General features: G+C 37.9%; 26 protein-coding genes and 1 pseudogene. 11 read left to right on the forward strand and 16 right to left on the reverse strand.

What is annotated here, in order from left to right; genetic code table 11:
- Nucleotides 1-5 precede the first annotated feature (5 nt).
- Complete coding sequence (locus QEN48_RS04395) at nucleotides 6-179, forward strand: hypothetical protein (RefSeq protein ID WP_280107685.1); 174 nt, start codon at nucleotides 6-8, stop codon at nucleotides 177-179.
- Between the two features lie 169 nt (nucleotides 180-348).
- Here the strand turns inward: QEN48_RS04395 and QEN48_RS04400 are convergent, their stop codons facing one another.
- The 4 genes from QEN48_RS04400 to QEN48_RS04415 all read right to left on the reverse strand — a co-directional run bounded on the left by QEN48_RS04400 (nucleotide 349) and on the right by QEN48_RS04415 (nucleotide 4,083).
- Complete coding sequence (locus QEN48_RS04400) at nucleotides 349-744, reverse strand: FxsA family protein (RefSeq protein ID WP_280107686.1); 396 nt, start codon at nucleotides 742-744, stop codon at nucleotides 349-351.
- 403 nt (nucleotides 745-1,147) lie between these two features.
- Complete coding sequence (locus tag QEN48_RS04405) at nucleotides 1,148-2,548, reverse strand: glutamate synthase-related protein (protein WP_280107687.1); 1,401 nt, start codon at nucleotides 2,546-2,548, stop codon at nucleotides 1,148-1,150.
- Nucleotides 2,549-3,190, reverse strand: coding sequence for a hypothetical protein (locus tag QEN48_RS04410; RefSeq protein ID WP_280107688.1), 642 nt, complete (start codon nucleotides 3,188-3,190; stop codon nucleotides 2,549-2,551).
- Nucleotides 3,191-3,192: 2 nt separating this feature from the next.
- The gene (locus QEN48_RS04415; RefSeq protein WP_280107689.1) at nucleotides 3,193-4,083 is read right to left on the reverse strand and encodes a hypothetical protein; all 891 of its coding nucleotides are present in this window, start codon (nucleotides 4,081-4,083) and stop codon (nucleotides 3,193-3,195) included.
- A gap of 368 nt (nucleotides 4,084-4,451) precedes the next feature.
- Here QEN48_RS04415 and QEN48_RS04420 point away from each other — a divergent pair, with 368 nt between their 5' ends.
- Nucleotides 4,452-5,438: an AIR synthase family protein gene (locus QEN48_RS04420; protein ID WP_280107690.1), complete on the forward strand. Its 987-nt coding sequence runs from the start codon at nucleotides 4,452-4,454 to the stop codon at nucleotides 5,436-5,438.
- An 82-nt stretch (nucleotides 5,439-5,520) separates the two neighbouring features.
- Here the strand turns inward: QEN48_RS04420 and larA are convergent, their stop codons facing one another.
- Nucleotides 5,521-6,741, reverse strand: coding sequence for a nickel-dependent lactate racemase (larA, locus tag QEN48_RS04425; protein WP_280107691.1), 1,221 nt, complete (start codon nucleotides 6,739-6,741; stop codon nucleotides 5,521-5,523).
- A 332-nt stretch (nucleotides 6,742-7,073) separates the two neighbouring features.
- On the opposite strand from larA, the gene QEN48_RS04430 reads away from it, so the two are divergent.
- Entirely contained in the window at nucleotides 7,074-7,877 is an 804-nt protein-coding gene (locus QEN48_RS04430; RefSeq protein WP_280107692.1) for a S49 family peptidase, read from the forward strand.
- Between the two features lie 161 nt (nucleotides 7,878-8,038).
- Here the strand turns inward: QEN48_RS04430 and QEN48_RS04435 are convergent, their stop codons facing one another.
- The 3 genes from QEN48_RS04435 to sepF are packed head-to-tail and all read right to left on the reverse strand — an operon-like array spanning nucleotide 8,039 to nucleotide 9,261.
- Nucleotides 8,039-8,530, reverse strand: a complete 492-nt coding sequence (locus QEN48_RS04435; RefSeq protein WP_280107693.1) for a DUF2240 family protein — start codon at nucleotides 8,528-8,530, stop codon at nucleotides 8,039-8,041.
- Nucleotides 8,523-8,861, reverse strand: coding sequence for a hypothetical protein (locus tag QEN48_RS04440; protein WP_280107694.1), 339 nt, complete (start codon nucleotides 8,859-8,861; stop codon nucleotides 8,523-8,525). Before QEN48_RS04440 ends, QEN48_RS04435 begins: the two co-directional genes overlap by 8 nt.
- A 22-nt stretch (nucleotides 8,862-8,883) precedes the next feature.
- On the reverse strand, nucleotides 8,884-9,261 hold the full coding sequence (gene sepF, locus QEN48_RS04445) for a cell division protein SepF (protein WP_280107695.1): 378 nt from the start codon (nucleotides 9,259-9,261) through the stop codon (nucleotides 8,884-8,886).
- 377 nt (nucleotides 9,262-9,638) lie between these two features.
- Here sepF and purC point away from each other — a divergent pair, with 377 nt between their 5' ends.
- From purC to QEN48_RS04465, 5 genes and pseudogenes are all read left to right on the forward strand, one after another.
- The gene (gene purC / locus QEN48_RS04450; RefSeq protein WP_347985131.1) at nucleotides 9,639-10,688 is read left to right on the forward strand and encodes a phosphoribosylaminoimidazolesuccinocarboxamide synthase; all 1,050 of its coding nucleotides are present in this window, start codon (nucleotides 9,639-9,641) and stop codon (nucleotides 10,686-10,688) included.
- Between the two features lie 20 nt (nucleotides 10,689-10,708).
- On the forward strand, nucleotides 10,709-11,803 hold the full coding sequence (locus QEN48_RS04455) for a formate--phosphoribosylaminoimidazolecarboxamide ligase family protein (protein WP_280107697.1): 1,095 nt from the start codon (nucleotides 10,709-10,711) through the stop codon (nucleotides 11,801-11,803).
- Between the two features lie 7 nt (nucleotides 11,804-11,810).
- Nucleotides 11,811-12,887, forward strand: a complete 1,077-nt coding sequence (locus QEN48_RS04460) for a formate--phosphoribosylaminoimidazolecarboxamide ligase (protein ID WP_280107698.1) — start codon at nucleotides 11,811-11,813, stop codon at nucleotides 12,885-12,887.
- A 525-nt stretch (nucleotides 12,888-13,412) separates the two neighbouring features.
- A pseudogene (locus QEN48_RS07965) lies at nucleotides 13,413-13,548 on the forward strand (RNA-guided endonuclease TnpB family protein); the annotation flags it as partial.
- Between the two features lie 130 nt (nucleotides 13,549-13,678).
- Entirely contained in the window at nucleotides 13,679-14,329 is a 651-nt protein-coding gene (locus QEN48_RS04465) for a protein-L-isoaspartate(D-aspartate) O-methyltransferase (protein WP_280107699.1), read from the forward strand.
- A 242-nt stretch (nucleotides 14,330-14,571) separates the two neighbouring features.
- Here QEN48_RS04465 and QEN48_RS04470 read toward each other — a convergent pair whose 3' ends face one another.
- Complete coding sequence (locus QEN48_RS04470) at nucleotides 14,572-15,759, reverse strand: hypothetical protein (protein WP_280107700.1); 1,188 nt, start codon at nucleotides 15,757-15,759, stop codon at nucleotides 14,572-14,574.
- Nucleotides 15,760-16,072: 313 nt separating this feature from the next.
- Here QEN48_RS04470 and QEN48_RS04475 point away from each other — a divergent pair, with 313 nt between their 5' ends.
- From QEN48_RS04475 to dnaJ, 3 genes are all read left to right on the forward strand, one after another.
- Nucleotides 16,073-16,627, forward strand: coding sequence for a nucleotide exchange factor GrpE (locus QEN48_RS04475; RefSeq protein WP_280107701.1), 555 nt, complete (start codon nucleotides 16,073-16,075; stop codon nucleotides 16,625-16,627).
- Complete coding sequence (dnaK, locus tag QEN48_RS04480) at nucleotides 16,620-18,503, forward strand: molecular chaperone DnaK (RefSeq protein ID WP_280107702.1); 1,884 nt, start codon at nucleotides 16,620-16,622, stop codon at nucleotides 18,501-18,503. Before QEN48_RS04475 ends, dnaK begins: the two co-directional genes overlap by 8 nt.
- Nucleotides 18,504-18,565: 62 nt before the next feature.
- Nucleotides 18,566-19,666 carry a molecular chaperone DnaJ gene (gene dnaJ, locus QEN48_RS04485; RefSeq protein ID WP_280107703.1) on the forward strand — a complete coding sequence of 367 codons (1,101 nt, stop codon included), beginning with the start codon at nucleotides 18,566-18,568 and terminating at the stop codon, nucleotides 19,664-19,666.
- A gap of 22 nt (nucleotides 19,667-19,688) precedes the next feature.
- On the opposite strand, the gene QEN48_RS04490 is transcribed toward dnaJ, so the two are convergent.
- The 7 genes from QEN48_RS04490 to QEN48_RS04520 all read right to left on the reverse strand — a co-directional run bounded on the left by QEN48_RS04490 (nucleotide 19,689) and on the right by QEN48_RS04520 (nucleotide 25,184).
- Nucleotides 19,689-20,273 (reverse strand): HemK2/MTQ2 family protein methyltransferase, encoded by a 585-nt coding sequence (locus QEN48_RS04490; RefSeq protein ID WP_280107704.1) that lies wholly within the window; start codon nucleotides 20,271-20,273, stop codon nucleotides 19,689-19,691.
- Nucleotides 20,274-20,286: 13 nt separating this feature from the next.
- Nucleotides 20,287-21,111: a 16S rRNA (adenine(1518)-N(6)/adenine(1519)-N(6))-dimethyltransferase RsmA gene (gene rsmA / locus QEN48_RS04495; RefSeq protein WP_280107705.1), complete on the reverse strand. Its 825-nt coding sequence runs from the start codon at nucleotides 21,109-21,111 to the stop codon at nucleotides 20,287-20,289.
- Nucleotides 21,112-21,129: 18 nt separating this feature from the next.
- Nucleotides 21,130-21,702, reverse strand: coding sequence for a DUF655 domain-containing protein (locus QEN48_RS04500; protein WP_280107706.1), 573 nt, complete (start codon nucleotides 21,700-21,702; stop codon nucleotides 21,130-21,132).
- Nucleotides 21,703-21,771: 69 nt separating this feature from the next.
- Nucleotides 21,772-22,119, reverse strand: coding sequence for an RNA polymerase Rpb4 family protein (locus tag QEN48_RS04505; RefSeq protein ID WP_280107707.1), 348 nt, complete (start codon nucleotides 22,117-22,119; stop codon nucleotides 21,772-21,774).
- A gap of 5 nt (nucleotides 22,120-22,124) precedes the next feature.
- Nucleotides 22,125-22,421 (reverse strand): 50S ribosomal protein L21e, encoded by a 297-nt coding sequence (locus QEN48_RS04510; RefSeq protein ID WP_280107708.1) that lies wholly within the window; start codon nucleotides 22,419-22,421, stop codon nucleotides 22,125-22,127.
- 101 nt (nucleotides 22,422-22,522) lie between these two features.
- A complete protein-coding gene (locus QEN48_RS04515) occupies nucleotides 22,523-23,869 on the reverse strand; it encodes a tRNA pseudouridine(54/55) synthase Pus10 (protein WP_280107709.1) in 1,347 nt (448 codons plus the stop codon).
- Between the two features lies 1 nt (nucleotide 23,870).
- Entirely contained in the window at nucleotides 23,871-25,184 is a 1,314-nt protein-coding gene (locus QEN48_RS04520) for a signal recognition particle protein Srp54 (protein WP_280107710.1), read from the reverse strand.
- Nucleotide 25,185: the final 1 nt, after the last annotated feature.

Below are 25,185 nucleotides of genomic sequence, written 5' to 3' on the forward strand. Positions count from 1 at the left end.
TGAAAATGCCTATCCATCTCTATATAGTTCAGAGATGTGAAGCATCGAGTGAAGGAGAACCACTAAACGGCAAGGAAGTCCCGTACTTCACATCGGGGAGGATGTCACTGAATCATAAGCAACCCATATTGCTAAGACTAGAGAAAGAATTGGGAGGGAGAATGCTAACAATAGAATGAAGGGTATTAAGAATATTTCAAACATAGTTAGTTTTTAGTTCTAGGTGGTTTAATTTTTTCGGTTAATTAAAAGAAGTTTTTGGTTATTTAATTGAGTTATTGGGTTGTTTAAGTGGTTGGGTGGTTTTTATTGACTCAGGCCTTAAGACCTTTTTTAGGGAGGGGTATTTCAAGGATATTTTTCTATGTGTATGTATCCTTGTTGTGTTTTTTTGCTTATGTATTTGGAGATTGCTTTTTTTATGATTGGTCTTGTTATTGGTATTAGCAGTAGGAATCCGGCTATATCTGTTATGAAGCCGGGTGTTAGTAGAAGTCCTGCTCCAAATAGTATTAAAAAGCCATCCATTATTCTGTTGGAGGGTGGTCCACCCATCATTACTTCTTCTTGGAATTTTTGGAGTGTTTTTAATCCTTGTATTTTAGCTAGAGCTCCACCAACTATACCTGTTAATATAACTATGGCTATTGTTTCTAGAGTGCCTATGTAGTTGGCTATTTTTAGTAGGACGAGTAGATCTATTAATGGGACAGTTATGAATAAAGCTATTATTTTTAAAAGCATGTTGTATCACTAGTTTTGGTTTGGTGAGTTATTTTTTTGTTTAGTCTTGTTTTTTTAATTGCTTCTGTTATGTGGGTTATTTCTATTATTTTTATATCGTTTGTTTTTCTTTGATTGTTTGTGTCAATGGATAAGTAACACGTATCTTTGGTGTGTATGTTTTGTTTTATCTCTTTTCTTTTAGTTCTTGTTTGATTGCATTGTATTGTATTTTGGGTTATGTACTGTTTTTTGTAGTTTTGTTAGTTTTTTTGATTTTTTTTGGTTTTTTTGTTTGTTGTTGTGTTGTTAAGAGGGTGGAGTTGGTTATTTTTTGTTTGTGGTTTTTTGTTGTGTTTTTGTTTTTGTTGGGCCTATAGGTTGGTTTTTGTTGTTTTGTTTTGTTTTGTTTTGTTTTGGGTTTTTATGGTCCTGGGGTTTTTGTTCCGGTCATTTCTGCGGCTTCTGGTGTTAGTGCTCTTAGTGTTGTTTTTTCGAGTTTGTTTATGTCTGTGTTTCCTGCTTGTTGTGTGAGGGCTATGACTTCGTCTGTTATTGTGTTTAGGTAGTTTGTTAGTTTTTGGCTTGCTTTTTTTGGGTTTATTTTTTTTCTGTTTTTGGGTTTTTGTGTGGTTATTCCGTTTGGACAGTTTCCTTTGTGGCAGTTGTTGCATTGTGTGCATCCGATTGCTATCATTGCTCCTGTTCCGATGTAGCAGGCGTCGGCTCCTAGTGCGAGTGCTTTTGTTACGTCTGCTCCGTTTGTTATTCCTCCTCCTACTATTAATGAGACTTCTTGTTGGTAGCCGTTTTCTTTTAGTGCTGTTGCTGCTTCGGCTGTTGCTGGTAGTGTTGGTATTCCGGCGTGGTTTATTACTATTTCTGGTCCGGCTCCGGTTCCTGCTTGCATTCCGTCTATTGCTATTGCGTCTGCTCCTGCTTTTGCTGCTATTATTACGTCTTCTTTTACTCTTCCTGCACTGAATTTTACTATGATTGGTTTTTTCCAGTTTACTATTTCTCTTAGTTGTTCTATTTTCATTTTGAGGTCTTCTGGTCCTACTATGTCTATGTGTCGTGATGGACTGAGTGCGTCGGAGTTTTGTGGTATTCCTCGTATTTCTGCGATTTCTGGTGTTATTTTTTCGCTTGAGAGATGGCCTCCCATGCCTGCTTTTGCTCCTTGGCCTATTTTGATTTCTATTGCTTCGGAGTTGTTTAGGTATTGGCTTGATACGCCGAATCTTCCTGATGCGTATTGGCTTATTAGTTTATTTGCTGTTTCTCTTTCTTTTGGGTGCATTCCACCTTCTCCTGTGTTTGTTGCTGTACCTGTGTTGTTTGCGGCTAATGCGAAGGCGGTTTTTGTTTCTATGCTTATTGCGCCAAAACTCATTGCGGGAAGTAGTATTGGTATATCGATTTCTAGGGGGTTTTCTGCATATCGGTTTCCGATTGTAACTTTGGTGTTGCATTCTTCTCTGTATTTGTCGATAGGGGGTCTGGAGATTTGGGCTGGTAGGATTGTTAGGTCATCGAATGTTGGGAATCTATTTCTGGCTTTTCCTCCTCTGATGATGCAGTGGTTGGTTTGTGTTTTGTTTATTATTTTTTGGATGGTTTGATCTTGATGTTGGGGTTGTTTTTTATGTATTTGGATTGCGTTTTGGTTACAGGTGTTTATGCAGTTTTTACATCCAATACATTTGTTTGGCTCTATAGTGGGGTGGTTTGTTCCTTGGGTTAATGCGTTTTCAGGACAGGCGTTTATGCAGTTCATGCAGTTTTTACATTTTTTTGAATTGATTATGGGTTTGTAGTTCATTTAGTTCCCTCTTGGCGTTATTTTGGTGAATGATTCAATTTCTTTTGTTTTTAGTTGGTTTTTCAGGGTTTTTTTGAGGTATGTTTTGTCTTTTTGGTTTAGTTTGGATATAACTGCGTTTTTGCCGAGGCTTTCAACTTCTTTATAGCAGTATATTGTTCCACCGATCATTGATTCACCTGTTTTATCTCCGATGTTGCCTAGAACTGTTATTTTACCCCCCATCATGTATAGTCCTGTCATGAAGTCGCTGTTTCCTTGGATTATGATTTCGCCTTTTTTCATTATGCTGCCGGTTCTTGAGCCAGCATCCCCATTTATTTTGAGTTTGCCTCCGTAGATTCCTTGACCAGCTCCATCACCTACACTTCCAGTTATTGTTATTTCTCCGGAATGCATGTTGTCTCCAACTTGGTTGCCTGCGTTTCCTTTTACTTGTATCTCTGCGTTTTCTAGCATTGTTCCAAGGAAATATCCAGCGCTACCCATTATAGTTATTTTTTTGTTTTTTGTGAGGCCAGCGCAAATGAAGTGTTTTGAAGAGGGGTTTATTATCTCTATATCTATGTCTGTGTTTTTTATTTCGGTATTAAGTTCCCGTGTGTTTAGTTTATTGCCGTCCAGTTGTTTTATTTGAGGCATATTTATTCACTTCCTATCGCTCTGTGTTCACCGGGCTTTAAGTACTCTATTTCTGCATCGCCGAGTGCTTGGTGAATTGCGGTTTCTTCTGATGCAAACGCGGTTAAACCGTTTTTCTCACCGATAACTCCTGGCCGAAGCCCTAATGGATCTTTAGCTATACCTAACTCGTTTTTTGTTGAAATAATATATGAAAAAGGACCATCCATATCGTTTATAGACATTTCAAGGGCTTCATCTAAACTATATCCTATATTTAGTTTATCCGAGATGTAATGAACAATGCATTCAGTATCATTATCTGTCTTGAATTCATGGCCTTTGTTTTCAAGTGTTGTCTTGATGTTTTCATAGTTTGTTATCTGGCCATTGTGTACTACTGAGATATCTTGTTTGATGTGGCTTTGGAAGGGGTGGGCGTGATAACGATCAACTACGCTCTCTGTTGAAAACCTTACATGCCCTATTCCATGTGTCCCCTCTGTGTTATGGCCTTTAATTGTTTTTTTGAGTTTTCTAACGCTTCCAGTATCTTTTATTATATAGAGAGAGCCAACACTAATCACATTTGTTTTTGGGAGTTTGTTAATTTCGTTTATTTTCTTTTTTAATTCTTCAAAACTGCTTTTTATTTTTCCTGAATATATTGGGTTTGAACTGGACTCCATATACTTTATTGATAGGGATTGACCGACAATTGACTCTACCTTACCTATGGTGTCATTTTGAGCTTCAACCAATAGGTAATGTTCATCCTTCTTTGTGTTTATTCCACCGTAAACAGCTATTCCGGCTGAATCTAAGCCACGGTGTTGCAAACTTTCAAGCATTCGAGTTAGAACACCACCAACATCGATTACATTCTCCGAGTAAATCCCTGCAATTCCACACATAACACTGGATATTAGGCTTATCGATTTAAAAGTCTATTTATGAAGGTTTAATAATTAATATGAACCAATATGACTAAACAATGAAGTATAACACAAAAAACACATTTCTTAGGAACAATTAAAACACAAAAAAACAACAAAGATAAAGCCCTCCAACAGGAGATATGAGTAACGGTCGTTTGGCACAGCCAGAAATCTACATGTTAAACTTAACTTCAGGTTGTTTCAAGCAAATGGAACATGTGGCCTGCAAACCTTAATTATCCCAACGCTCGGGAGATACTCGCCCTTCATAGCAGGGGAGGGGGCGGATGGTAAGTCTAAGTTAATTAATTTATAGAAATTTTGAGAGGTTTTTGGTGTTATTTATGAAGATTGGTAAACTTGGTTCTGATTTGTTGGAGAGAAATGTTATGCCTTTTTTAGGGCTGGAGAGGGATGAGGTTGTTGTACACTCTGGTGTTGGTGAAGATTCAGCTGTTCTCCGAATGGGTGAGGGGGTACAGGTTTTATCCACAGACCCTATAACTGGTGCTGATGAAGGGATTGGTAGGCTTGCGGTTCATATAGCTTGTAATGATATTGCGGCTTCTGGAGCAGAGCCTGTTGGATTGCTTGTAACAATTTTATTCCCTAAATCTATAGAGGAGGGGGATGTGGAGGGTTTGATGGAGGAGATTAGTAGTACCGCTAAGGAGGTTGGTGTTGAGATTATTGGAGGCCATACAGAGGTTACTGATGCTGTTAATAAAACTGTTATCTCTTCTACAGCTATTGGGAAAGCGAGTGATGATGGATATTTAACTTCTTCAGGAGCTGAAGTTGGAGATAAGGTCGTTATGACCAAAACTGCTGGTTTAGAAGGTACTGCAATAATTGTAAGTGATTACATTGATTTAGTTAATGGTTTTTTAGATAGAGAAGAAATTCAGACAGCTAGAAACATGATTAACAACATCAGTGTTATTAAAGAAGGTTTAACTGCCAGTAAACATGGTGCTTCAGCATCACACGATGTCACTGAAGGTGGTGTTAAGACAGCAGCTTTCGAACTGGCGCATGCATCAAATAAGGGAATAAAACTAATTAAAGAAGACATACCTATAGCTGGAGTAACGGAGAAGGTCTGTAATAAATTAAATCTTGATCCATTAGGCTTGATGTCAAGTGGAACCCTCCTAATGACAACACCGAACCCAAAACACCTGATAAATGAACTTAAAAAACAGGGGGTTTTAGCAACAGAAATAGGTCAGATAGAGAAAAAAGGATATAAAATACTAGAAAACGGTGTTGAAAAGGAACTAAATCCATATAGAAGAGACGAATTATACAAACTAATCGAAAATCAATAAAATAGAAACTTAGTGAACCGACCCCTACCTTTTGCTTTTGTCTGTCAGGAAGGTGGTTCCTCAACCACTTTGATAAAATAGATTAACCATTGAGTTTTGGAACTAGATTTCCACTTTCTTTTATAACCAATATATCTAAGTCAGCCGATTCACTGTCTCTAATATAGTTATATGCTTTTTCTAAGGTTGGGAAAGGCCTGCAAAAACAGTTCTCAACCACTTTATCTGGGAGGTCACTAACTATGAATATTTCATGGTTTTCGAGGAACTTCAATAAATTATAGGTTTTGTGTGATCCAAGCGTGTAATCACGTTCAATATCCTTTATTATCTCTATTGGGTTATCAGAAAACTTCATTCTTTCATAGAACTCGGATGGCCCTACACCCTCACTACATTCACTAACCAATATCAATACTCCACCAGTCTTACATAAACCCCGACCGTTTTCAAATCCCTTAAGAGATTGATATAGGTTTTTGTTCAACGGCTCTGTAACCTCAGAAACAACAACGTCAAAACCCTGTTCTCGATCCATATCAATAGAATATAATTTATCGGCAGTATCTAAAACAGCATTAAAAGAACCCTCTATAGTTCCGGCCTGTAAATCAAAGATTTTTTTACCAAAATTAACTAGGTTTATACCTAAAAAACTGGAATCAACCGCATCAACAACCAACTTACATCCCTCAACCATGTCAAGATGAACCGGATTGTCTTCAAGATTTAAAACCATAGACCTATCAGAAAGTGCATGACTATGATTCTCTTCAATAGTTCTCCAACCTGATACACCTGGAACAATCGATTTTCTCCCACCAGTATACCCAGCAAAGTAATGTGGTTCGACAGAATTGATACATATAACACCATCATACCCAGTAATCAATTCATCAACCTTAACAGACGTACCCCTACTGGTAACACCAACACCTATATGTTCATTCTCACGGGCCTTATGAACCAACGTCTTTTCCGATAAACCCGACATACCGCCAGCAATAACACGGATCTCCTCATCACTAGGTGGTGAATGACTTCCAGTAGCAACTAAACCACTAAAATCTATCTGACCCACATCAACGGTCTCCAAATACCTCTCCAAATACATCAAGACCTTTTTAGTAGGTGTCGACCTCTTCAAGTCATTCATAATTATTAAAACATCATCCAAACCATCGAGAAAACTACCAACAGAACTATATCCATCAACACAACTACTAAAACGAGAAACCACTTTAGATCCACTCAATGGATCTAACTCTACATTAGGAGAAACCGTAGTTTTTAAATCACTCATAAACAAAAAAAATTAGTTTTACAGAAACAAGACATTTATCCAAAAAATAGGTTTTACCTATTTTTATTTTTACAATCACCCCAATTTTTATTTTTACAATCACCCCAAAAACCCAACCCGATTTAACAAGCAAGATGAATTTCTAACTAATAATATAACTGAATATAGATGTAAATTTAGAGTTTTAATTGAGCTCTAGGTCTCTGTGGCTTGTAAAATGAATGTTAGAGCGATTTCAGTGTTTTTATGGCATCGAAAAAACTTCTATAGACCATTGGTCTATGTAGGTTATAATAAAAATCAATAAAAGAATCTATGTTGGATTGGGTTTTTTGCATTGTCTTGATGTTGTTTCAGGAATATCTATTTGTTTGGTGTTTAGTATTATTAAGGGAATTACGAAGAGGTTTTCTAGGAAACGTTTAGCAATCATACCTATTGAAGGTCCGATTGTTGGTCAAAGTTCGGGAGGTGGGCTTTCGACACTATTCAGGTCTCCGGTTGCTGAAGCTGAGGAATATTTAGATAAAGTAATTGCAAATGATCGATATAAAGCAGTTGTGTTTGAGATAAATTCGCCTGGAGGTTCTCCATACAAGAGTAAAGATATTGGTGATAAAATAGAGGAGATGGATAAGTTCACAATAGCTTGTATTGGGGAGGTAGGTGCATCAGGTGCTTACTGGATTGCTTCAGCCTGTGACGTTGTTTTTGCAGAAAAACTATCTACAGTTGGAAGTATAGGCACGTTATCAGTTAGACCCGATTTTTCAGAACTATTAAAGAAACTCGGGATAGATGTTGACGTTGAGTCAAAAGGACGTTATAAAGAATTTGGAATGCCTTTCTCTGAACCAACCGATGAAGAAAAAGAAGTTCGAGAAAAGGTTCTTAACAACATAAACAACATGTTTATCGAGCATGTTAAAAAGAACCGGAAAATAGAGGATGACGGAGATGTTTTCGAAGGAAAGGTATATCTCGGAGATGAAGCACTTGAAGTAGGCTTGATAGACAGAATTGGTGGCCGAAAAGAAGCAATAGAGCTTGCTAAAAAAGAAACAGGTCAAGACCTAACCAAATTCGATTTTACTGAAAAAATAGGCAAAGGACCATCACTAAGAGACCTGTTCTAAACATAATAACTAATAAATTCCTTTGAAAAAATTAGAACTTATTTAAATCTATTTTAAGGGGTATTATATGGATGGTTTGAATAAACCTTTCATCCCTTTTTTAGATTTTTTTTATCTTAACTCAGGGCTAATAACCTTCCTCTTTAGGTAGAGAGGGGATGTCACTTTGTTAATGTTTTTCTTAGTGTTTTTTCTATTTCTTTATCTATTTTGATTCCGTGTTTTCTGGCTACTATGAGGGTTGCTGTTTCTCTATCTATAAATCCCTTCATTTCTTTGATCACTTTTTCTATTTCTTTTTCTTTTTGTTTTTTAGGTATTTTGAGGTTTTTGAGTAGGTTTGTTTCTGGTTGTTGGGGTTGTGGTGATTTATTTATCTCTTTGATTTTATGGATTATTTCGTTGTCTGGTTTGTAATCTAATGTTAGTTCTATCTGGTTTAGGTCGTAGTTTGCTTTGATGGTTTCACCTTGGTCTAGAAGTAGGTTTTGGTCTATTGCGATCTCCATGATTTGTTTAGCAACATCTGTTTTGAACCAGTTTTGGTCGATTGAGAGGGAGAATATGAATCTGTTTTTTTCCAGTTCTTTCTTTCCTTTACGTTTGAATGGATTGGCAGTTATATATTGTAGTTCTTTGGTTATGTCATTCATTTTTTTCTCCAATTATGGTTTCACCTGTGGGGTCTTCGATTATTAAAGTAGCTTCCTTGTTACCGGATTTGATTTCGGTGATTTTTTGAAGTAGGTTTGTTTTTTTCTCACTTTCTTCGACGTAGTTTAACAAGATTTTCTCGATACGTAGGATTACGTCTTTTATGTCTTTTATTGGGTCGCTTTCGGCTGGCCCTGGAGTTATCTCCACTCCTAATTCAGGTACCTTGAGCACTGCTTTTGAAGACCTATTTACTTTGATATCTAGGTCTTTTTTGCAGGATATTTCCACTTCTTTTATGTAAGTGTTTTGTTCTCTTTTTTGAGACATTATTTATCGAATAAATGGTTTTTTAACGGAAGTCTCCACCACCTATTATGTTCCTATCGATATTAACTCCGGAAGGAGTTGCGATAACCATTTTTTCTCCTATACCAGCTATGTCTCCTCCGACGTCTTTTGTTGAGTACTGGATTTCTGTAACTATTCTTTCCCGCGTTTTCTCGTCGTTCATGATGGCAGATATATCTATAACCACTATGTTGCCTGAATATATCTGTTCTTTAACTAAGGTAGCGTCCTCCATCTCTCTAACTTCAGCGACCTTTACTTGTGGACCTTCATTCTCAACTTCTGCTTCAAAATCGACATCTTCAAGATCTACGTATCCATCGAAACCCTTGTAACGGGTTTTCGTACCAAATATACTGTCTAAAAAACCATTTGACATTAGACTGCCTCCAAATACATTTTCTTTAACACTGATTTATCAAACCAATTTAGGTTTTATATACAAAGCTATATATCACAAACAAAATCATTTTGTTTTAGCTTTGTGTAACCACCGTTTTAAATTGGTTTTCAATCGTCAAACCGATTAATTAATCGGGTGTTTTTCCTTTTTTTGGCCAACAACTATTATTTTTTCGCCATTAAACTGGCCAAATAATCGACGTTAGTTAAACGTCACTACAATATCTCTTTATAGGTATTTATTTATTTTTTTCTTTATTTTTGAGGTAGTTGTTGTTGGGTGGTATACCTAAAGTATTTTGATGCCTCAAAATCATCAATTAGTCTGGATTAATCTAGATTAATAATGGAGAGATATTTATGGGTAGTGTAAAAGATCTTGATGTTTTAGAGAAGCCTACTAAAAACGAGATGGGGATTGGTCGTTTTGTTTTTTCGGATAGATATTCTGTTTTTGATTGGGGAGAGATGCCTGATTTAATTGAATCTAAGGGGGAGGCTCTTTGTGTTATGGGTGCATATTGTTTCGAAAAACTTGAGGAAATGGGTGTAGAAACCCATTATCGGGGAGTTGTTAGCAATGGGGAAACTGTCGGGCTTGATGAACTTGATGAACCAACCGATGTTATGGAGGTTGATTTAACTCGGGTTATAGAGCCTGAATATTCCGGTGGTTATGATTACTCGGTTTACCAAGAGTTTATGGATAAAGGTGAGGGGAATTTCTTAATTCCACTTGAAGTTATCTATAGGAATGGACTTCCTGAAGGTTCAAGTGTTTTCAGGCGTTTTAAGCGTGGAGAGATATCTCCAGAAGATTTTGGTCTAGATAGGTTTCCAGAGCCTGGAAGCGAGTTGGAAAAACCATTATTCGATGTATCTACTAAGCTTGAAGAAAGGGATAGATACATAAGTTGGAGTAAAGCTAGGGAGATTGCGGGGTTAAGTGATGATGAACTATTTGAAATAAAAGATATTTTAGGTACTGTTAACCAAGTTATAACCAGTGCAGCAGAAAACGCTGGCTTTAATAACGAGGACGGTAAGATAGAGCTTGCTTTTGACCCCAAACGAAGACCTATGGTAGTTGATGTTGTTGGTACGTTAGATGAATGTAGGTTTACTTATGATGGCGTACAGGTGAGCAAACAAGTAGTTAGAGATTATTATAGAGATACAGAATGGCATCAGGCTGTTAAAAAAGCAAAGAAAGAGGCTAAAGAACAGGGAATCCGTGATTGGAGAGAACTCGCAGAAAAACCTCCCTCACTAGACCCAGAACTCAAAGAAATAACAACAAACCTATATAAATCGGCTGCAAACGAATTCATAGGTACTGATTTATTCAATTCACCCAGCCTTGAAAAAGTGATTGAGAACTACAAAACATATATAAATTATTGATTATAAGGGAGAAAACCAAAATGGATAGAAAAAGGATAGAAGATATAGTTTCAGGATATAGTGACGATATAACAATAGGAGTGCTCGGATCCCACTCAGCATTAGAAATCGGTCATGGAGCCAAACAAGAAGACTACAAAACATTGGTAGTTTGCGAAAAAGGCCGAGAAAAGACATATACAGAGCAATACAACAACCTTTTCGACGAAGTATTACTACTAGATAGTTTCGGCGACATGATAGAAGAAGAAAACCAAGAATTTTTGAGAGAAAACAACACCATCTTCGTCCCAAACAGGTCATTCAGTGTCTACGTTGGATACGACAATATAGAAGATGAACTTGAAGTTCCATTGTTAGGAAGCAGAAATATGTTGCGAACGGAGGAACGTGACATAGAGGGCAACCAATACGACCTGCTTGACGCAGCAGGAATAACCAAACCCAAAATGTTTGATTCGCCCAGCAATATAGATCGAACCGTCATCGTTAAAGTACCCGAAAAAACAAGATCAATAGAAAGAGCCTTTTTCTACGCAAACTCACCAGAAGAATACCATAAAAAAGCAAATGAAAGAATAGAGAAAGGCATAATAGACCCAGACGCCTTAGAAGACGCAACAATAGAAGAATATGTAAAAGGCGCTAAATTCAACGCAAACTACTTTTGGTCCCCAATAAAAAAAGAAATCGACCTACTAGGATTCGACAGAAGAATACAAACCGACCTAGATGGAGTGCTCGACCTCCCTGCAGACGAACAACTTGAATTAGGAGCCTCCCCACAAAACGTTGAAATAGGCCATATGGGCGCAACAATGAGAGAATCACAGATCGAAATGATTTTCGAAGAAGGCCTTAAATTCGTAGAAGCATCTGAAAAAGAATACCCACCAGGAATAATCGGGCTATTCGCATTACAAGGCGCAGTAACAAAAGAACTCGAGTTCTACGTATTCGACGTAAGCCCAAGAATACCAGGATGTCCATGTGTCGAACCAACCTCCCCATACATGAAATACAAATACATGAAAGACGTTGGGCCTGGCCGAAGAGTCGCAATGGAAATCAACACAGCAATCGAACAAAATGAAATCGAAAAAATAGTAACGTGATCAAAACATGACCCCTAAAGAAATCAAAGAAATAATAAATAAATATGATAAACAGAACTTAACAATCGGTACAATAGGATCACATTCAGCTCTAAACATACTTAAAGGAGCAAAAGAACACGACTTCAACACCCTATGCATATGTCAAGAAGACCGTAAAATAACCTACGACCGTTTCGATGTTGCAGATGAAATCATTGTAGTAGATGAATACAGTGATATGCTCTCAAAAACAACCCAACAAGAACTCAGACAAAAAAACACAATACTCATACCACACGGCTCCTTTAACGCATATCTCGGAGACAAAGTATTCGATATAAACGTCCCATTATTCGGAAACCGAGAGCTCTTAGCATGGGAAACCGACCGAGAAAAACAACATAAATGGCTCAAACAAGCAGGAATAAAACTACCCAAAGTAATAGAAAACCCAAGTAAAATCGAAAACACAGTTATAGCCAAATTTCCCGGAGCCAAAGGAGGAAAAGGCTACTTCATAGCAAATTCAGAACAATCATTCAAACGAAAACTACAGGAAATGAAACAAAAAGGCCATATAACAGAAGAGGATATAGAAAACGTCCATATACAAGAATACATAATCGGAGTAAACGCATACCCACAATACTTCCGATCCATCGTAAGAAATGAAGTAGAGATGTTAGGCATGGACCGTAGATACGAATCAACTGTAGACAGTATCGGTAAAATACCCGCAAAAGAACAACTAGAGATAGAAGTAGACCCAACCTACACAGTTGTCGGAAACATACCTGTAACCGCTAGAGAGTCACTACTCCCCGAAATATTAAGGATGGGAGACAACGTAGTAGAAAAATCAAACGAAATCGCCACCCCTGGAATAGTTGGACCATTCTGCCTAGAAACCGTGTTCACCGAAAACCTAGACATATATACATTCGAGATATCAGCTAGAATCGTAGCAGGAAGCAACGTTGGAATCGGAACCTCACCATACGCATACCTAAAATACAATGAAAACATGTATATGGGCAAAAGAATCGCCCAAGAAATAAAAGAAGCAAGCCAAAAAAACCTACTAAACAAAATAACATCTTAAAAAACAACCCCCCAAACCCTAAAAAGACAGGGGGTTACAAACACCCTAATAGGGTTCTCCCCCTACCCTTCTAACTAACAGAGATAGAAGCCAACTCATAGCTACAGAGTTCACAAGGCATATTCAGACCACTAAGATAGACAATGAATCTTACTTTTAGGTTTACAAAACACCCTTTTTTTTGGAGATATTACAAACACTATATATGCCAGAATGCATTTCAACATCCACCTACATTTGAAAAATTCATTCTTATCGAATTACATAGCATCCCAGTGTTTTTTCTTCTTAAATCAATGTTAAAACCATTTCATGAAGATAAAGAGGTCTAGCCTTGAATTAAAATAAATCTTTTAAACTATTTTTTAACTAAGCGGTAGCGAGGAGTCCCGTTTCCTCAAGGAACAAGTGTAGTGAGTGGTTTGAGAGTGGAGGGCCGCGTTCGTACCACTAAAAGACCAATATATTAATAGCCACATTTAGACATTGAACTAAGTTGAAATTATGGCATACGATTACGTGTGTCGGACGGGCAACAGTCAACTTGCCTTAAAATCTGGAACAGTGACGCCGAGTAGTGGACTCACCTGCTCACCCGGACGGGTTTGAGGCTGAGTTCAAGGACAAGCCCCACCCTAAACTAGCCAAGTCGTTAGACTGAACGAAGTATGGTGGAGTTTTTGACAATTCATTTATAGCGTGAGTGATAGATTTAGTTAATGGTGTTTTTAGATTTGGATTTGAATCGGTTTTTGGATAAAATATTGAGGTTGAGGCGTGGGGGGAGTGGTATGAGTATGGAGAAACGGCGTGATAGACTTGTTGACAGGCTTGTTGATAAAGGATTTATTGCCGATGAAGATGTGGAGAGAGCTTTAAGAACGGTTCCTAGACATAAATTTGTTCCTGAAAACCGTCGTGAAAGTGCTTATTATGACAGGCCTTTACCGATTGGGGAGAATCAGACGATTAGCGCTCCTCACATGGTTGGTATTTTAGTAGAAAAACTAGAGCTTGATGGAGATGAGGTTGTTCTTGAGATAGGTGGGGGTAGTGGTTATAATGCAGCGGTCATTGCTGAACTACTTGATGGTGGAGAGGTCGTCTCTATAGAAAGAATCGAAAAACTTGCTGAAAAGGCTAGAAATAACCTAGAAAAAACCGGTTATGGAGATAAAGTTACCGTTGTAGTTGGAGATGGCTCTAAGGGATATAGTGAAGAAGCACCATACAACAGGATACTTTTAACAGCTGGAGCCCCTGAACTACCAAAACCATTGGTCGACCAATTAATCGATGGAGGAATTATTGTTGCACCTGTTGGTGATATGAGATCCCAAACACTGATTGTAGGGAAAAAAAGAGGTAATGAATTAATTCGAGAAGAATGGGGAAGATGTGCCTTCGTTCCATTGATAGGGAAACATGGATTTAAAGAATAACACCCCAAACCTAGCTTTTGTGAGAGTTCGAAAGAGCAGTAAGCCTAGTTATCTCCAGGGATAAGAAGGTGTCAAAGCGGTAAAGCGCGAAACCCCACTCCAGCGGTGGATAGCTGACGGAGACCACAAAAACATACAATTAAAAATAGATTGTGTATAAATCTATTGAACAATATCTAAAGCCTAAAAAGCTAGATATTCATGATTTTAAAGAAAAATAAGAAATAGGGGTTGGAGGGGATTTATTTTTGGTCTTGTTCTTCTATTTTTTTCATTACGTCAACAGCTTGTTTTTTTAGTTCTTTCATCCTTTCTCTATATTCTTCATCTGAGATCTGTCCGTTTTTGTTTTCTTTATCAAGTTTATCCATCTCGGAAAAAATCTCTTCTTTCTCTTGTTCAAGGATACCTTTTTTACCACTCTTCTTTTTGGTGGTTTTACCCCCTAATTTCGAGGATATAACGTCTCTTTTCCAGAATGCAACCATTGAGATTAATATTATTCCGAAAACAGCTAGATAGATCCAGATCCCCATTTCGCTTTTTTCTTGCAGGTCAACCGATACTGTGTCACCTACGGTTATTCCTCCGTATTCTTCTTGGGAACCAGTTATTAATGTGGTGTAGGTGATGTCGTTCATTTCTGTTGGGTCTTCCATTTCAAGGAGGTTTGTTCGCTCGCCGTAACTTAGTTTATCTGAGTCGGTTAGGATGCCCATTAGTTGTGTTTCGTGTAGTATTTCTTTTTCGAATATGTAGTCATCGATATCGACATCTAGGTGGTATTCGATGTAGAATTGGTCGCCTTCTCCGGGCATCATTGTTGTGGGGACTTCTAGGCCTTTTTCAGAACTCTCCATGTCTTCGGGGAATGTCATTATTACTTCACTGTTTTCAGGTATGTCGAGAGTTATTGCTCCGTCCATTGTTTTGTTGCCTTGGTTGTAGAACTGGATTAATTCGAGTATGTTTAGCCCGCCGTCTTCAGCTTTTTCTATGAATATTAGGTGTCCTTGTCCTGTTATTATTAGGTCTTCTGTGGTGTTTGTTTTTTCAAATACTGTTATGTTTTCTTGTATCTCTGTTTCGTTATTAAACTCTATTTGGTTGGACCAGTATGTTATGTCTTGGTATTCTGTTGAAATTTGGTAGGTTCTGGTTGTGTTTATGTCTTCGAATATATATTCTCCGTCTTCGTTGGTTGTTGTGTTGTATGTGGTTGTTTCTTCAAGAACTTGGTCTTCTTCGATGTATTCGTGTAGTGTTACGTTTAGGTTGGGGACTGGTGTTGTTTCTTCTCCACTGTCTAGTAGGACTGATCCATTTATGGTGCCCAATTCGTTGTTGGTTGTTTCGGCATAGGTTGTCCCGACACCCATTGTGGCTATTAATAAGATTAAAATACCGATTGTAAAAAGAAGTCTTTTCATAGTTATTTCCATTGATTTAATTTAATTTATTGTATTTTTATCGATTCTCTTGGTATTCTTTTGGTTCGTAATTACATTAAGTTTACCTTTTATGAAATATTTCTAGGGAGGTATCCAAAAAGTTAAAGAGGATACAGGGTTTAGTTTGTTGAGAGAGTAAGGGTTTGAGTTTGTATTTTGTTGTGTGTTTTTTACTGTATGTTCGTTGTGGTGAAAGTAAATATTTAATGTTGGATAGCGCTTGCTATAAGGAACGCTTGCTATAAGGAAATATAGTTTAAGTGTTTGTTGTATTGGAGTTGGAGGTATTTTTATGGATGAATATGAGTCAATGGATGAGCTGGATAAGGAAGAGTTATGTAGGTTGTTAGAGGAGAAAGAAGAGAGAGTTGAAGAGTTGGAGAACCTTGTTAAAAGGGTTAAAGCAGATTTTGAGAACTATAAGAAGAGAATGGATAGTAGGGTTGAGAAAGAGGTTTTTAAAGCCGAGGTTGATTTTGTTAAAGACCTTCTTGATGTTGTAGATTCGTTTAAAGCAGCTTTAGATGTTGAAGATGTTAGTGATGACGGTTTTTATGAGGGTGTTGAGAATACGTATAACCTGTTGATTGATTCATTAAAGGACCGTGGTCTTAGTGAGGTTGAATCTGAAACTTTCGACCCCAACCTCCATCAAGCTATTGAGCGTGTTGAGTCAGATGAACATCAAGATGGTGAGGTTGTTGAGGTTTTACAGGAAGGATATACTTACCATGAACAGGTTTTAAGGCCCGGTCTTGTTAGGGTTGCATTTAATCCTAATGGTGATGAATCAAGTTTAGATAGTTCTGAAGAAACTGAGATTGAAGGAGATGATTGTGATGAGTGACGGTAAAACTGAAAAAATACTTGGAATAGATTTAGGTACAACTAACTCCGCGATGGCTATAGTTGAGGGTAGAGACGCTGATATAATCGAGAATGGTGAGGGAGACAGGACCACTCCATCTATTGTTGGTTTTAAAGATGGTGAACGGCTTATTGGTAAGCCTGCTAAAAACCAGATTGTGATGAATCCTGAGAACACGGTGAAGTCTATTAAACGACATATGGGAGAGGACTACAAAGTTGAGCTTGAAGGTAAGGAACATACACCTCAAGAGATATCTGCAATGATTCTCCAGAAACTCAAGATGGATGCTGAAGAGTATATGGGTGAAGAGATAAATAAAGCCGTAATCACGGTTCCAGCATACTTTACAGATGCTCAAAGACAGGCTACAAAAGATGCTGGAGAAATAGCTGGTTTCGAAGTAGAGAGAATAATAAATGAACCTACAGCAGCCTCCCTCGCATATGGGGTTGGAGATAGTGAAGAAAAAACAATCGCAGTCTATGACTTTGGGGGAGGGACATTCGACCTATCGATATTGGAGCTCGATGAAGGTATATTTGAAGTGATCGCTACCTCCGGTGACAACCATCTAGGTGGAGATGACTTCGATGAAAAATTGATTGATTGGATAGCCAATAAATTTATGGATGAACATGGCGTTGATTTACGAGAAGAACCACAGGCGTTACAGCGAATAAAAGAAGCTGCTGAGGAAGCTAAGAAAGAACTTTCCAACAAAAAAAGAACACAAATCAACATACCCTTTGTATACCAAGACGAGGAAGGGCCAAAAAACATCGACTACAAGATAACAAGAGCTAAGTTTGAAGAATTGATTGAAGAACTTGTAGAGAAGACAATTAGACTCACAAAACAAGGTCTTGATGAAGCTGATATGGATAAAACAGATATAGATGACGTCCTGTTGGTTGGTGGTTCGACAAGAGTTCCATTGGTACGTGAAAAAGTTGAAAACTTTTTTGGAATGGAGCCAAGCAAGAAAATCAATCCAGATGAAGTCGTTGCATTAGGAGCGGCTATACAGGGAGGTTCTCTTGCTGGTGAAGTAGATGACCTATTACTCCTAGATGTAACACCGCTCTCACTTGGTATAGAAACTAAGGGTGGAGTATTCACTAAATTGATTGAAAAAAACACAACAATACCAACCGAAGAATCAAAGACATTTACAACCGCTGTCGATAACCAGACATCTGTAACCGTCCACGTGCTTCAAGGAGAAAGGGCGATGGCTAAAGACAACAAATCACTAGGTCGGTTTGTTTTAGATGGAATACCCCCTGCAAAAGCCGGAGTACCACAGATAGATGTTACATTCGAAATCGATGCAGATGGAATCCTACAGGTTTCAGCAAAAGACCAAGGAACCGGTAAAGAACAATCTATAACAATACAAGACCAAGCCAGGTTGGATGAAGACGAAATAGAGAAAATGAAAGAAGAAGCAGAGAAATACAAAGAAAAAGACGAAAAGAAAAAAGAAAAAATCGAAGCTATAAACTCAGCTGAACAATTAATTAGAGGAACTAAGAAAGTGCTCGAAGAAAACGAAGAACTAGTAGATGAAGACCTAAAAACCGATATTATGGGGCATATTGAAGAACTCGAAGAAGAGATCGGTAAAGACGACCCAGACCTTGATGAAATAGAGAGATTAAGCGAGAAACTAATGGAAGCCTCACAAGAAATAGGTCAAAGTGCCTATGGAGGTCAGGGAGCAGCTTGTGGCAGCACCCAAGGCCCCGGACCTAACCCCGGTCCTGGCGCCGCCGCAGGAAGTCAACAACCAGGTCAGGAATATGTTGATGTAGATTACGAAGAAGTTGATGAAGAAGAAGGGGATAAATAACCTCTATCCCCCAACCATTTTTTTTATGTGTTGTTGGTTGAGGATTTTGTTGGTTGATAATAATGACTGAAGACTACTACGACATATTAGGTGTTGACAGAGATGCTAGTCAGAAAGAGATAAAGAAGGCATATAGGCGTAAAGCCAAGAAATATCATCCTGACTCAGGGTCTGAAGAAGCCAGTGAAGATGAATTTAAAAAAATAAATGAAGCCTACCAGGTATTGAGTGATGAGGAGAAAAGAGAGAAATATGATAGGTTTGGTAAAGCAGGTATAGATGGTGATTTCCGTCGCAGAGCCAGATCCCAAGGCTTCGATGATATCTTTAGTTCTTTCTTCGGAGACATCTTTGGAGGGTCTGGTGGCAGACAAAAAAACCTAGATCTCTCGATGAAAATGGATATAACGCTCGAAGATGCTTATGAAGGCCGTGAGAAAACAGTTTCAGTTAGAAGGCTTGAGAGATGTAGTGAATGTAATGGCCGTGGTTCAAACGACCCTGACTCTGTAGAGACCTGTAGAGAGTGTCAGGGAACTGGAGAAACTCGTCAAGTCCGTAAAGGAATGTTAGGTCGACAGATAGTTATCACGGAATGTCCGAAGTGTGATGGTTCAGGCCGGATGATAGACAATCCATGTGAACGTTGTTCTGGCGAGGGTAGGCATTACATAAGAGATGAAGTATCTATAGAGATTCCAAAGGGTATTGAAAGTGGACAGCGATTGAAGGTTGATGGGAAAGGCCATACCGATGTGGAGAGCGGTAGAAGAGGTAATTTGATTATCGCTATTGAAGTTAGGGAAGACGATATCTTTGAAAGGCGGAGTGAAAACCTTTTTTATACATTGAAGATGGGTTTTTCAGATGCTGCATTAGGTAGTAAAGCAGAAATACCGACCCTTGATGGAGATGTAGAGCTTGATATACCGGCTGGTACACAGAACGGTGATGTGTTTAGGTTGAAGGGTAAGGGAATGCCAAGGCTTAATCGAAGGGGTTATGGAGACCTTTATGTAAAGGCGATTGTAGAGACACCTACCGATCTAACCGATCGAGAGAAAGAGATACTTAAAGAACTACGGCAGTATGAGGGTAGGCATAAAGAGCCGGATAAAGGGTTTTTCCAGACGGTTAAAGACAATATTAAGGATGCGTTCTAAAAACTTGGGGGGGTTATTTTTTTTATTTTTTTGTTAGTTGAAGCACTTCAAGTGTTTCGAAAAATATTTCTTTTTTATTAGAAGTCTTGGTGTTATATCCTAGTTTGTTTGCGGTTCTCTTTGTTTCTCTAGACCCTGTTATAGATGAGATTAATAGTAGTATCTCTCCATCTATTGATAGGTAGTTTCTAGCTTCTTTTAAAAACCTTTTTATTGTTTTTCTACCGTTTTCACCACCGTTCCATGACTTCTCGATCTCTTGGTTTTTCGGCAGTTCCTGGTTTTTTATAGGTATGTATGGAGGGTTGAATGTTATTAAGTCGTATTTCTTGGGTTTTATGTTGTTGAATAAATCGCTTTGTATTAGATCTATGTTTTTTATGTTTAGTAGGTTTTTTTCTGCCGATTTCAATGCATGGGGGTTTATGTCAACTGCGGTTACGTGTCTGGTTTTTTTGGATAGGTGAAAAGCTATTATTCCGGTTCCGGTACCCATATCTAATGCTTCATTCCATTTTTTTGGTTTTTGTTTTATTGTCTGAATCATTAGGTATGAGTCATCGGATGGGGGGTAGGTTTGTTCGTTGTAATGGTTTTTAAAATCCATTTTTAATCTAAAGTTATTTTTGTTTTTTTATCTCTTTGTATAGTTTGTTTGAGCAGTTTGCTATCTGGCTGGGGGTTAGTTTTCCAGGTCTTTTTTCTGTCAACTCACCGATTTGTTTTATTGCGTTTTTGGTTGTTTGTTTGCTGGGTTTTGGTTTCATCATATGTCTTGTGTTTTGTATTGCGTTTTTGAGTTTCTTTCTTCTCTGACTGAATATTGCTTTAGTAAAGTTAAGAAAGAAGTCTTGGTTGAGTGGGGTATAACTAGGTTTTTTAGGTGTAAGTTTGACTATTGCAGATGTTATTTTTGGTTGTGGATAAAAAGCGTTTTTAGGTATTTTCTCCAAGATTTCAGCTTTGGAGTAGAGGTCGACTCCGATTGTGAGTCGTCCATATTCTTTTGTTCCCGGTTTTGCTGTCATTCTTTCAGCAAACTCTTTTTGGTACATTAATATAGCTTTCTTGAATGGCTGTCGCAAGATTTTGAAGGTTATTTCTGATGATATTTGGTATGGGAGGTTTGCTACAACTTTATCGATTTCTTCAAAACTTGTTTCAAGTGCATCGCCTTTTATCAATGTTATTTTTTCTCCAAATCTTTTTTGAAGTATATTTTGGAGTTTTGGGTCTTTTTCTATGACGATTACCTTGCAGGGTTTTTTTATTAGTTCTTGGGTTAGAGTACCTAGACCGCCACCTATTTCTAGCACTCGCTCACCAGGTTTTATTTCGGCATAACCTACCTGTCTCTCAGCGATTTTGTTATCGATAAGAAAGTTTTGGCCCAAATTTTTTTTGGGCCGTATGTTATGTTTTTTTAGTATTTTTTTTGTATCCATCTATGGCTGTGGTTTTTGTTAGTCTTTTTTAACGAACAACCTGTATTTGAGGTTTTTCTCTTTGATTTCTTGGGTTATTCGTTTTGCTAATATCCTTTCAGGGTGGTGTATTCCGTTTACTCTTTCTGAAAGGTCTTCAAATGATTCGAAGTCTCCTCCAGCTTCTTTTTCATCGAGTATTTTCCACATTAATTTTTTTCCGATTCCGGGGAAGAGCTCTAGGGTGTGTTGTCTTGTTGTGATTGGCTGTGCGTTGTTGAATGCTTTGATGTATTCATCTTCATTTTGTTTAACTAGCTCTTCTATTATGTATGGTAGTTCGGTTTGAGCGTTTCGTGTTAATTCTTCAAAACTAATTCTTGTTTTAACGTAGTCTGCTTTTTCCCTTTCACCAGGACCTATGTATACTCTATCGTATTGGCTTACGGTTTCTCCTTCTTTTGGAACGATTTCAAGTAGCGTGAAGTGTTCTTCACCAATGCCCTGGATTAAGGGTTCTTTTTTGTATGCCGGTCGATCGTCATCGACATGGCCTCTAGGCAGAAAATCCAAAACCCAAATATAATCTTCTTTCTTGTTATTGCTTTTCATTCCTTTTTCTTCCCCATATATGTTTTAGTTAATGTCTGTAGGTTTAGACCTACATATTAAGCTCTCTTGTTAACGGTATTTATTTATTATCTCTAGTATCTCTTCAATTACATCGCTATCTAATGCGAATCTTTCTTTTGCGTAAATGGCTCGTATTTCTTTTTTTTCTTTTGGCATTAGGTCTGTGAGTTTAACTGATAATTTGGGTGTTACTTTTTCGTGGTTTAGTAGTTCTTCTCTGAGTTTTGCTGCATCTTCTGGTTTGTTTTTTGAGAATTTCTGTACTTGGTCATATGACCTTCTCTGTGCGTAACCTATTCTTTTGTCATCTTCTTTTCGTTGGGTTATTTCGTCGGTGAGTATCTTGCTTACTTCGGAGATGGTTATTGGTTCGTCTTTTAGAACCTCTTTAACCAAAGTAATCACCCTTGCTGTGGTTTGAGGTGTTCTGGCCTTACGGTTAGTTTCTTTTTATCGTTTTTATCGGTTACCTCTACCACGTAGGCTTGGCCTCTTTTTTCTAATACTCGGCCTGTTTTTCCATGAAACCTTGGATGAGGCATTCCTTTTTGGATGGCTGAATCTATAATTATGTGAACTCTGTCGTCTTCTTCAAACTCTCTAATTGACCTAGTTACAGGTATTGCTCCTCTCTCTCGCTCTTTTTTAGTTAGTTTTTTTCTTGTTCCTTGTCTTGATCCTTTTGATTTTTGAGGCATTATAAATCACCTTTTAAGTTATTAATCTTTCTCCAATTATATTAATTGGTTTTTTAAGTAGAAATTCCAGAAAACTTTGTTAAAAATCTTGTTTTTTATGTTTATTCTGTGTAATGTACGTTTAATACGTCTAGTTCGAGGCATTTTATATCTTTGTTTAGTAGTTCTGCTAGGCTTGGTTTTGTTTTGCCGTTGTCGCCGCTTATTATTTCTTTTACGTAGGCTCCGGCTTCTGTTTTGATTTTGATTATGTAGTGTTCGTTTGTTTTGTCTAGTATGTCTGTTTCAAGTATTTTTCTTTTTCGTGTTTTCTCTGGTCTTCTTGAAATTCGACGTGGTGTTTCTTGTTCTATTGTTTTTCCCTCTAATTGTTTTAATGCTTTCATTAGTTGTTCTTGGGTTATTTGGTTTTCATTGGGTTTGGCGTTTATTTTTGCTCTATATGTTTTGGGTGCTCTTGCTTCTTTGATTTCTTCGATTTTGTTCCGGTTTGTTGGTTGTAGTTTTTTGACTTCGATTTTGTCTCCGTGTTTGTTGTTTATTTCTTCCATGATTTCTTGGTGGTCTATTTCTCGGTTTTTTGGTTCTTTTATTTCTATTACGAATGGCCTTCCGTTACCTAACATCTTTACGTCGACGTCTTCTCTACCTGCTCCATGGAATACTGCTGTTTTTCCTTCTGTTTCTCGGAGTAATGGTTTTGAAATTGTTTTTTCTATTGATTCTTCGTATAAACGTCCCTCTCCATCGCACCGCATGCATCCTTCTCCTCTGCATACTGGGCAGTACCACTCGGTTTGGGGTATTCCTCTGACGTGTTTTCTGTATCGACCGTAAAAGAATATTGGGTTGTTGTTTATCTCTATTGAACTGTCTTTTAGGTTTATTATTGCGACTAAGTCGGGTGTTTCGAATTCGACTACTGCGTCAACTTGTTTTTCGAACCTTTTTCCAACCTCTCGATTTATCTCGGATTTTAGGGATTCGGCGTAGTCTGCTCCATATTCAGTCCATATTGTTTCTTCTTTTTGTATCAGTTTGGGAGTGAGTTTTGTTCCAACTAAGAATGTATTGAATTCTATGTCACTGGTTTTTTCTTTTATTTCGTCAGCATACCGATCTAGGTTTTTAAATAAACCACTGCATAACCAACAATCATGTTTATCTGGCTTTGGATCTATCCCTCTCCGTTTTAGGGATTTTTCACCGATTTCGGTGTTTTTTCCAGTTAAAGTAAGTATTTCGGGGTTGTCGTTCTCCATTAGTTTGAGGTCGCCGTGCATCATTAGGTAGTTTCTAAGGATTTTTCCACGGGTTTTGTTGTCTAGACCGCTTAGTAGTAAACCGTATTGTCTACCTAGGCAATGGTTGCATAACTGTTTATCTATTAATATATCTAGTGCTTTTCTCGCTGGCCGACTTAAATCATTTTTTTTATCGTTTTCCATGTTATCTACCGAATTTCTTCATCATCTTGTTCATTGGGAGTCTTTTACCTCTCATGCTTTTCATGAGTTTTTTCATCATTTTGTGGTATCTTAATAGTTCGTTTACTTCTTCTCTTGAGGTTCCTGAGCCTCTTGAGATTCGGCGTACTCTAGAGCTATCGATTTTCTGGGGGTTTTCAAGTTCTTCTTCAGTCATTGAATCCATGATGATTCTGAATTTCTCCATTTTTTCTTTTGTTATGTCTAATGCATCGTCTGGTAGTTCTCTAGGGCCTGTTGGAAGCATGTTCATGATTTGTTTTAATGGACCTAGTTTTGTTATTGACTCGAGTTGTTGGTATACGTCTTTGAGTGTTAGGTCTCCTTTCATCATGGACTCCATGTCCATGTCTTCGGGGTCGAGTCTTTCTTCGGCTCTGTGCATTAGTTTCTGGATGTCTCCCATTCCTAATAAACGGGATATAAAGCTGTCTGGATCGAATTCCTCGAATTCTTCATATTTCTCTCCTGAACCTATGAACGCGATTCCGGTGTCGGTTTCTGATACTGCTGTTAATGCTCCTCCACCTTTTGCTGTACCATCGAGTTTGGTTATTATTACGCCATCTATTCCTATTGCATCGTTGAATGCCTTTGCTTGTTTTTTAACGCCTTTGCCGATTGATGCGTCTATAACGAGGTATGTGTGGTCGGCTCCAACTATCTCTTCTATTTCCTCCATCTCTCTTATTAGGTCTTCTTCCAGTGAGTGACGACCTGCTGTATCAATTATACGGACTTCAGATTTATTCAATTCTTTTAATCCGTTTTCAACTACTGATACTGCGTTATCTGAATCTTGTTCGCCGTAAAAAAGACAGTTAACTTCATTTGATAGTTTTTCTAGTTGGCTATAGGCACCTGGCCTGTGTGTGTCTGCACAAACCAAACCGGTTTTAAGTCCTTTGTTTTTAAAGTAATAAGCTAGTTTTGCAGCGGTTGTTGTTTTACCGGATCCCTGGAGCCCTACTAACATGATGTCTTGTTCTTCAACTGTGACATCGGATCCTTTACCTACTATGTTGACAAGTTCTTCATAAACTATGTTTATGACGTGTTCTCTCGCACTAGCTCCCTTAGGAGGCTCTTCATCTAGAGCTCTTTCTTTTATTCTGTCTGTAAGAGATTTAACCATCCGTACGTCTACGTCGGACTTTAGTAGGGCTCTCTGGATTTCTTTGTTAAGTTCTTTAACATCTTTTTTACTAATCCGGCCCTTGCCTACAATATTTCTTATGCTCTTTTTAAGGGAGCCACCTAAGTTATCTAAGACCAAT

The organism is Methanonatronarchaeum sp. AMET-Sl (genome assembly GCF_029854155.1).
Lineage (GTDB): Archaea > Halobacteriota > Methanonatronarchaeia > Methanonatronarchaeales > Methanonatronarchaeaceae > Methanonatronarchaeum.

Coding starts and splice junctions, on each gene's coding strand:
- QEN48_RS04395 (WP_280107685.1), top strand. CDS start 6: ATGCCTATCCATCTCTATATAGTTCAGAGATGTGAAGCATCGAGTGAA.
- QEN48_RS04415 (WP_280107689.1), bottom strand. CDS start 4,083: ATGTGTGGAATTGCAGGGATTTACTCGGAGAATGTAATCGATGTTGGT.
- QEN48_RS04460 (WP_280107698.1), top strand. CDS start 11,811: ATGACCCCTAAAGAAATCAAAGAAATAATAAATAAATATGATAAACAG.
- sepF (WP_280107695.1), bottom strand. CDS start 9,261: ATGTCAAATGGTTTTTTAGACAGTATATTTGGTACGAAAACCCGTTAC.
- QEN48_RS04455 (WP_280107697.1), top strand. CDS start 10,709: ATGGATAGAAAAAGGATAGAAGATATAGTTTCAGGATATAGTGACGAT.
- QEN48_RS04440 (WP_280107694.1), bottom strand. CDS start 8,861: ATGTCTCAAAAAAGAGAACAAAACACTTACATAAAAGAAGTGGAAATA.
- QEN48_RS04515 (WP_280107709.1), bottom strand. CDS start 23,869: ATGGAAAACGATAAAAAAAATGATTTAAGTCGGCCAGCGAGAAAAGCA.
- QEN48_RS04500 (WP_280107706.1), bottom strand. CDS start 21,702: ATGAAAAGCAATAACAAGAAAGAAGATTATATTTGGGTTTTGGATTTT.
- QEN48_RS04405 (WP_280107687.1), bottom strand. CDS start 2,548: ATGAACTACAAACCCATAATCAATTCAAAAAAATGTAAAAACTGCATG.
- rsmA (WP_280107705.1), bottom strand. CDS start 21,111: ATGGATACAAAAAAAATACTAAAAAAACATAACATACGGCCCAAAAAA.
- dnaK (WP_280107702.1), top strand. CDS start 16,620: ATGAGTGACGGTAAAACTGAAAAAATACTTGGAATAGATTTAGGTACA.
- QEN48_RS04510 (WP_280107708.1), bottom strand. CDS start 22,421: ATGCCTCAAAAATCAAAAGGATCAAGACAAGGAACAAGAAAAAAACTA.
- dnaJ (WP_280107703.1), top strand. CDS start 18,566: ATGACTGAAGACTACTACGACATATTAGGTGTTGACAGAGATGCTAGT.
- QEN48_RS04410 (WP_280107688.1), bottom strand. CDS start 3,190: ATGCCTCAAATAAAACAACTGGACGGCAATAAACTAAACACACGGGAA.
- QEN48_RS04400 (WP_280107686.1), bottom strand. CDS start 744: ATGCTTTTAAAAATAATAGCTTTATTCATAACTGTCCCATTAATAGAT.
- larA (WP_280107691.1), bottom strand. CDS start 6,741: ATGAGTGATTTAAAAACTACGGTTTCTCCTAATGTAGAGTTAGATCCA.
- QEN48_RS04420 (WP_280107690.1), top strand. CDS start 4,452: ATGAAGATTGGTAAACTTGGTTCTGATTTGTTGGAGAGAAATGTTATG.
- QEN48_RS04465 (WP_280107699.1), top strand. CDS start 13,679: ATGAGTATGGAGAAACGGCGTGATAGACTTGTTGACAGGCTTGTTGAT.
- QEN48_RS04475 (WP_280107701.1), top strand. CDS start 16,073: ATGGATGAATATGAGTCAATGGATGAGCTGGATAAGGAAGAGTTATGT.
- QEN48_RS04435 (WP_280107693.1), bottom strand. CDS start 8,530: ATGAATGACATAACCAAAGAACTACAATATATAACTGCCAATCCATTC.
- QEN48_RS04490 (WP_280107704.1), bottom strand. CDS start 20,273: ATGGATTTTAAAAACCATTACAACGAACAAACCTACCCCCCATCCGAT.
- QEN48_RS04470 (WP_280107700.1), bottom strand. CDS start 15,759: ATGAAAAGACTTCTTTTTACAATCGGTATTTTAATCTTATTAATAGCC.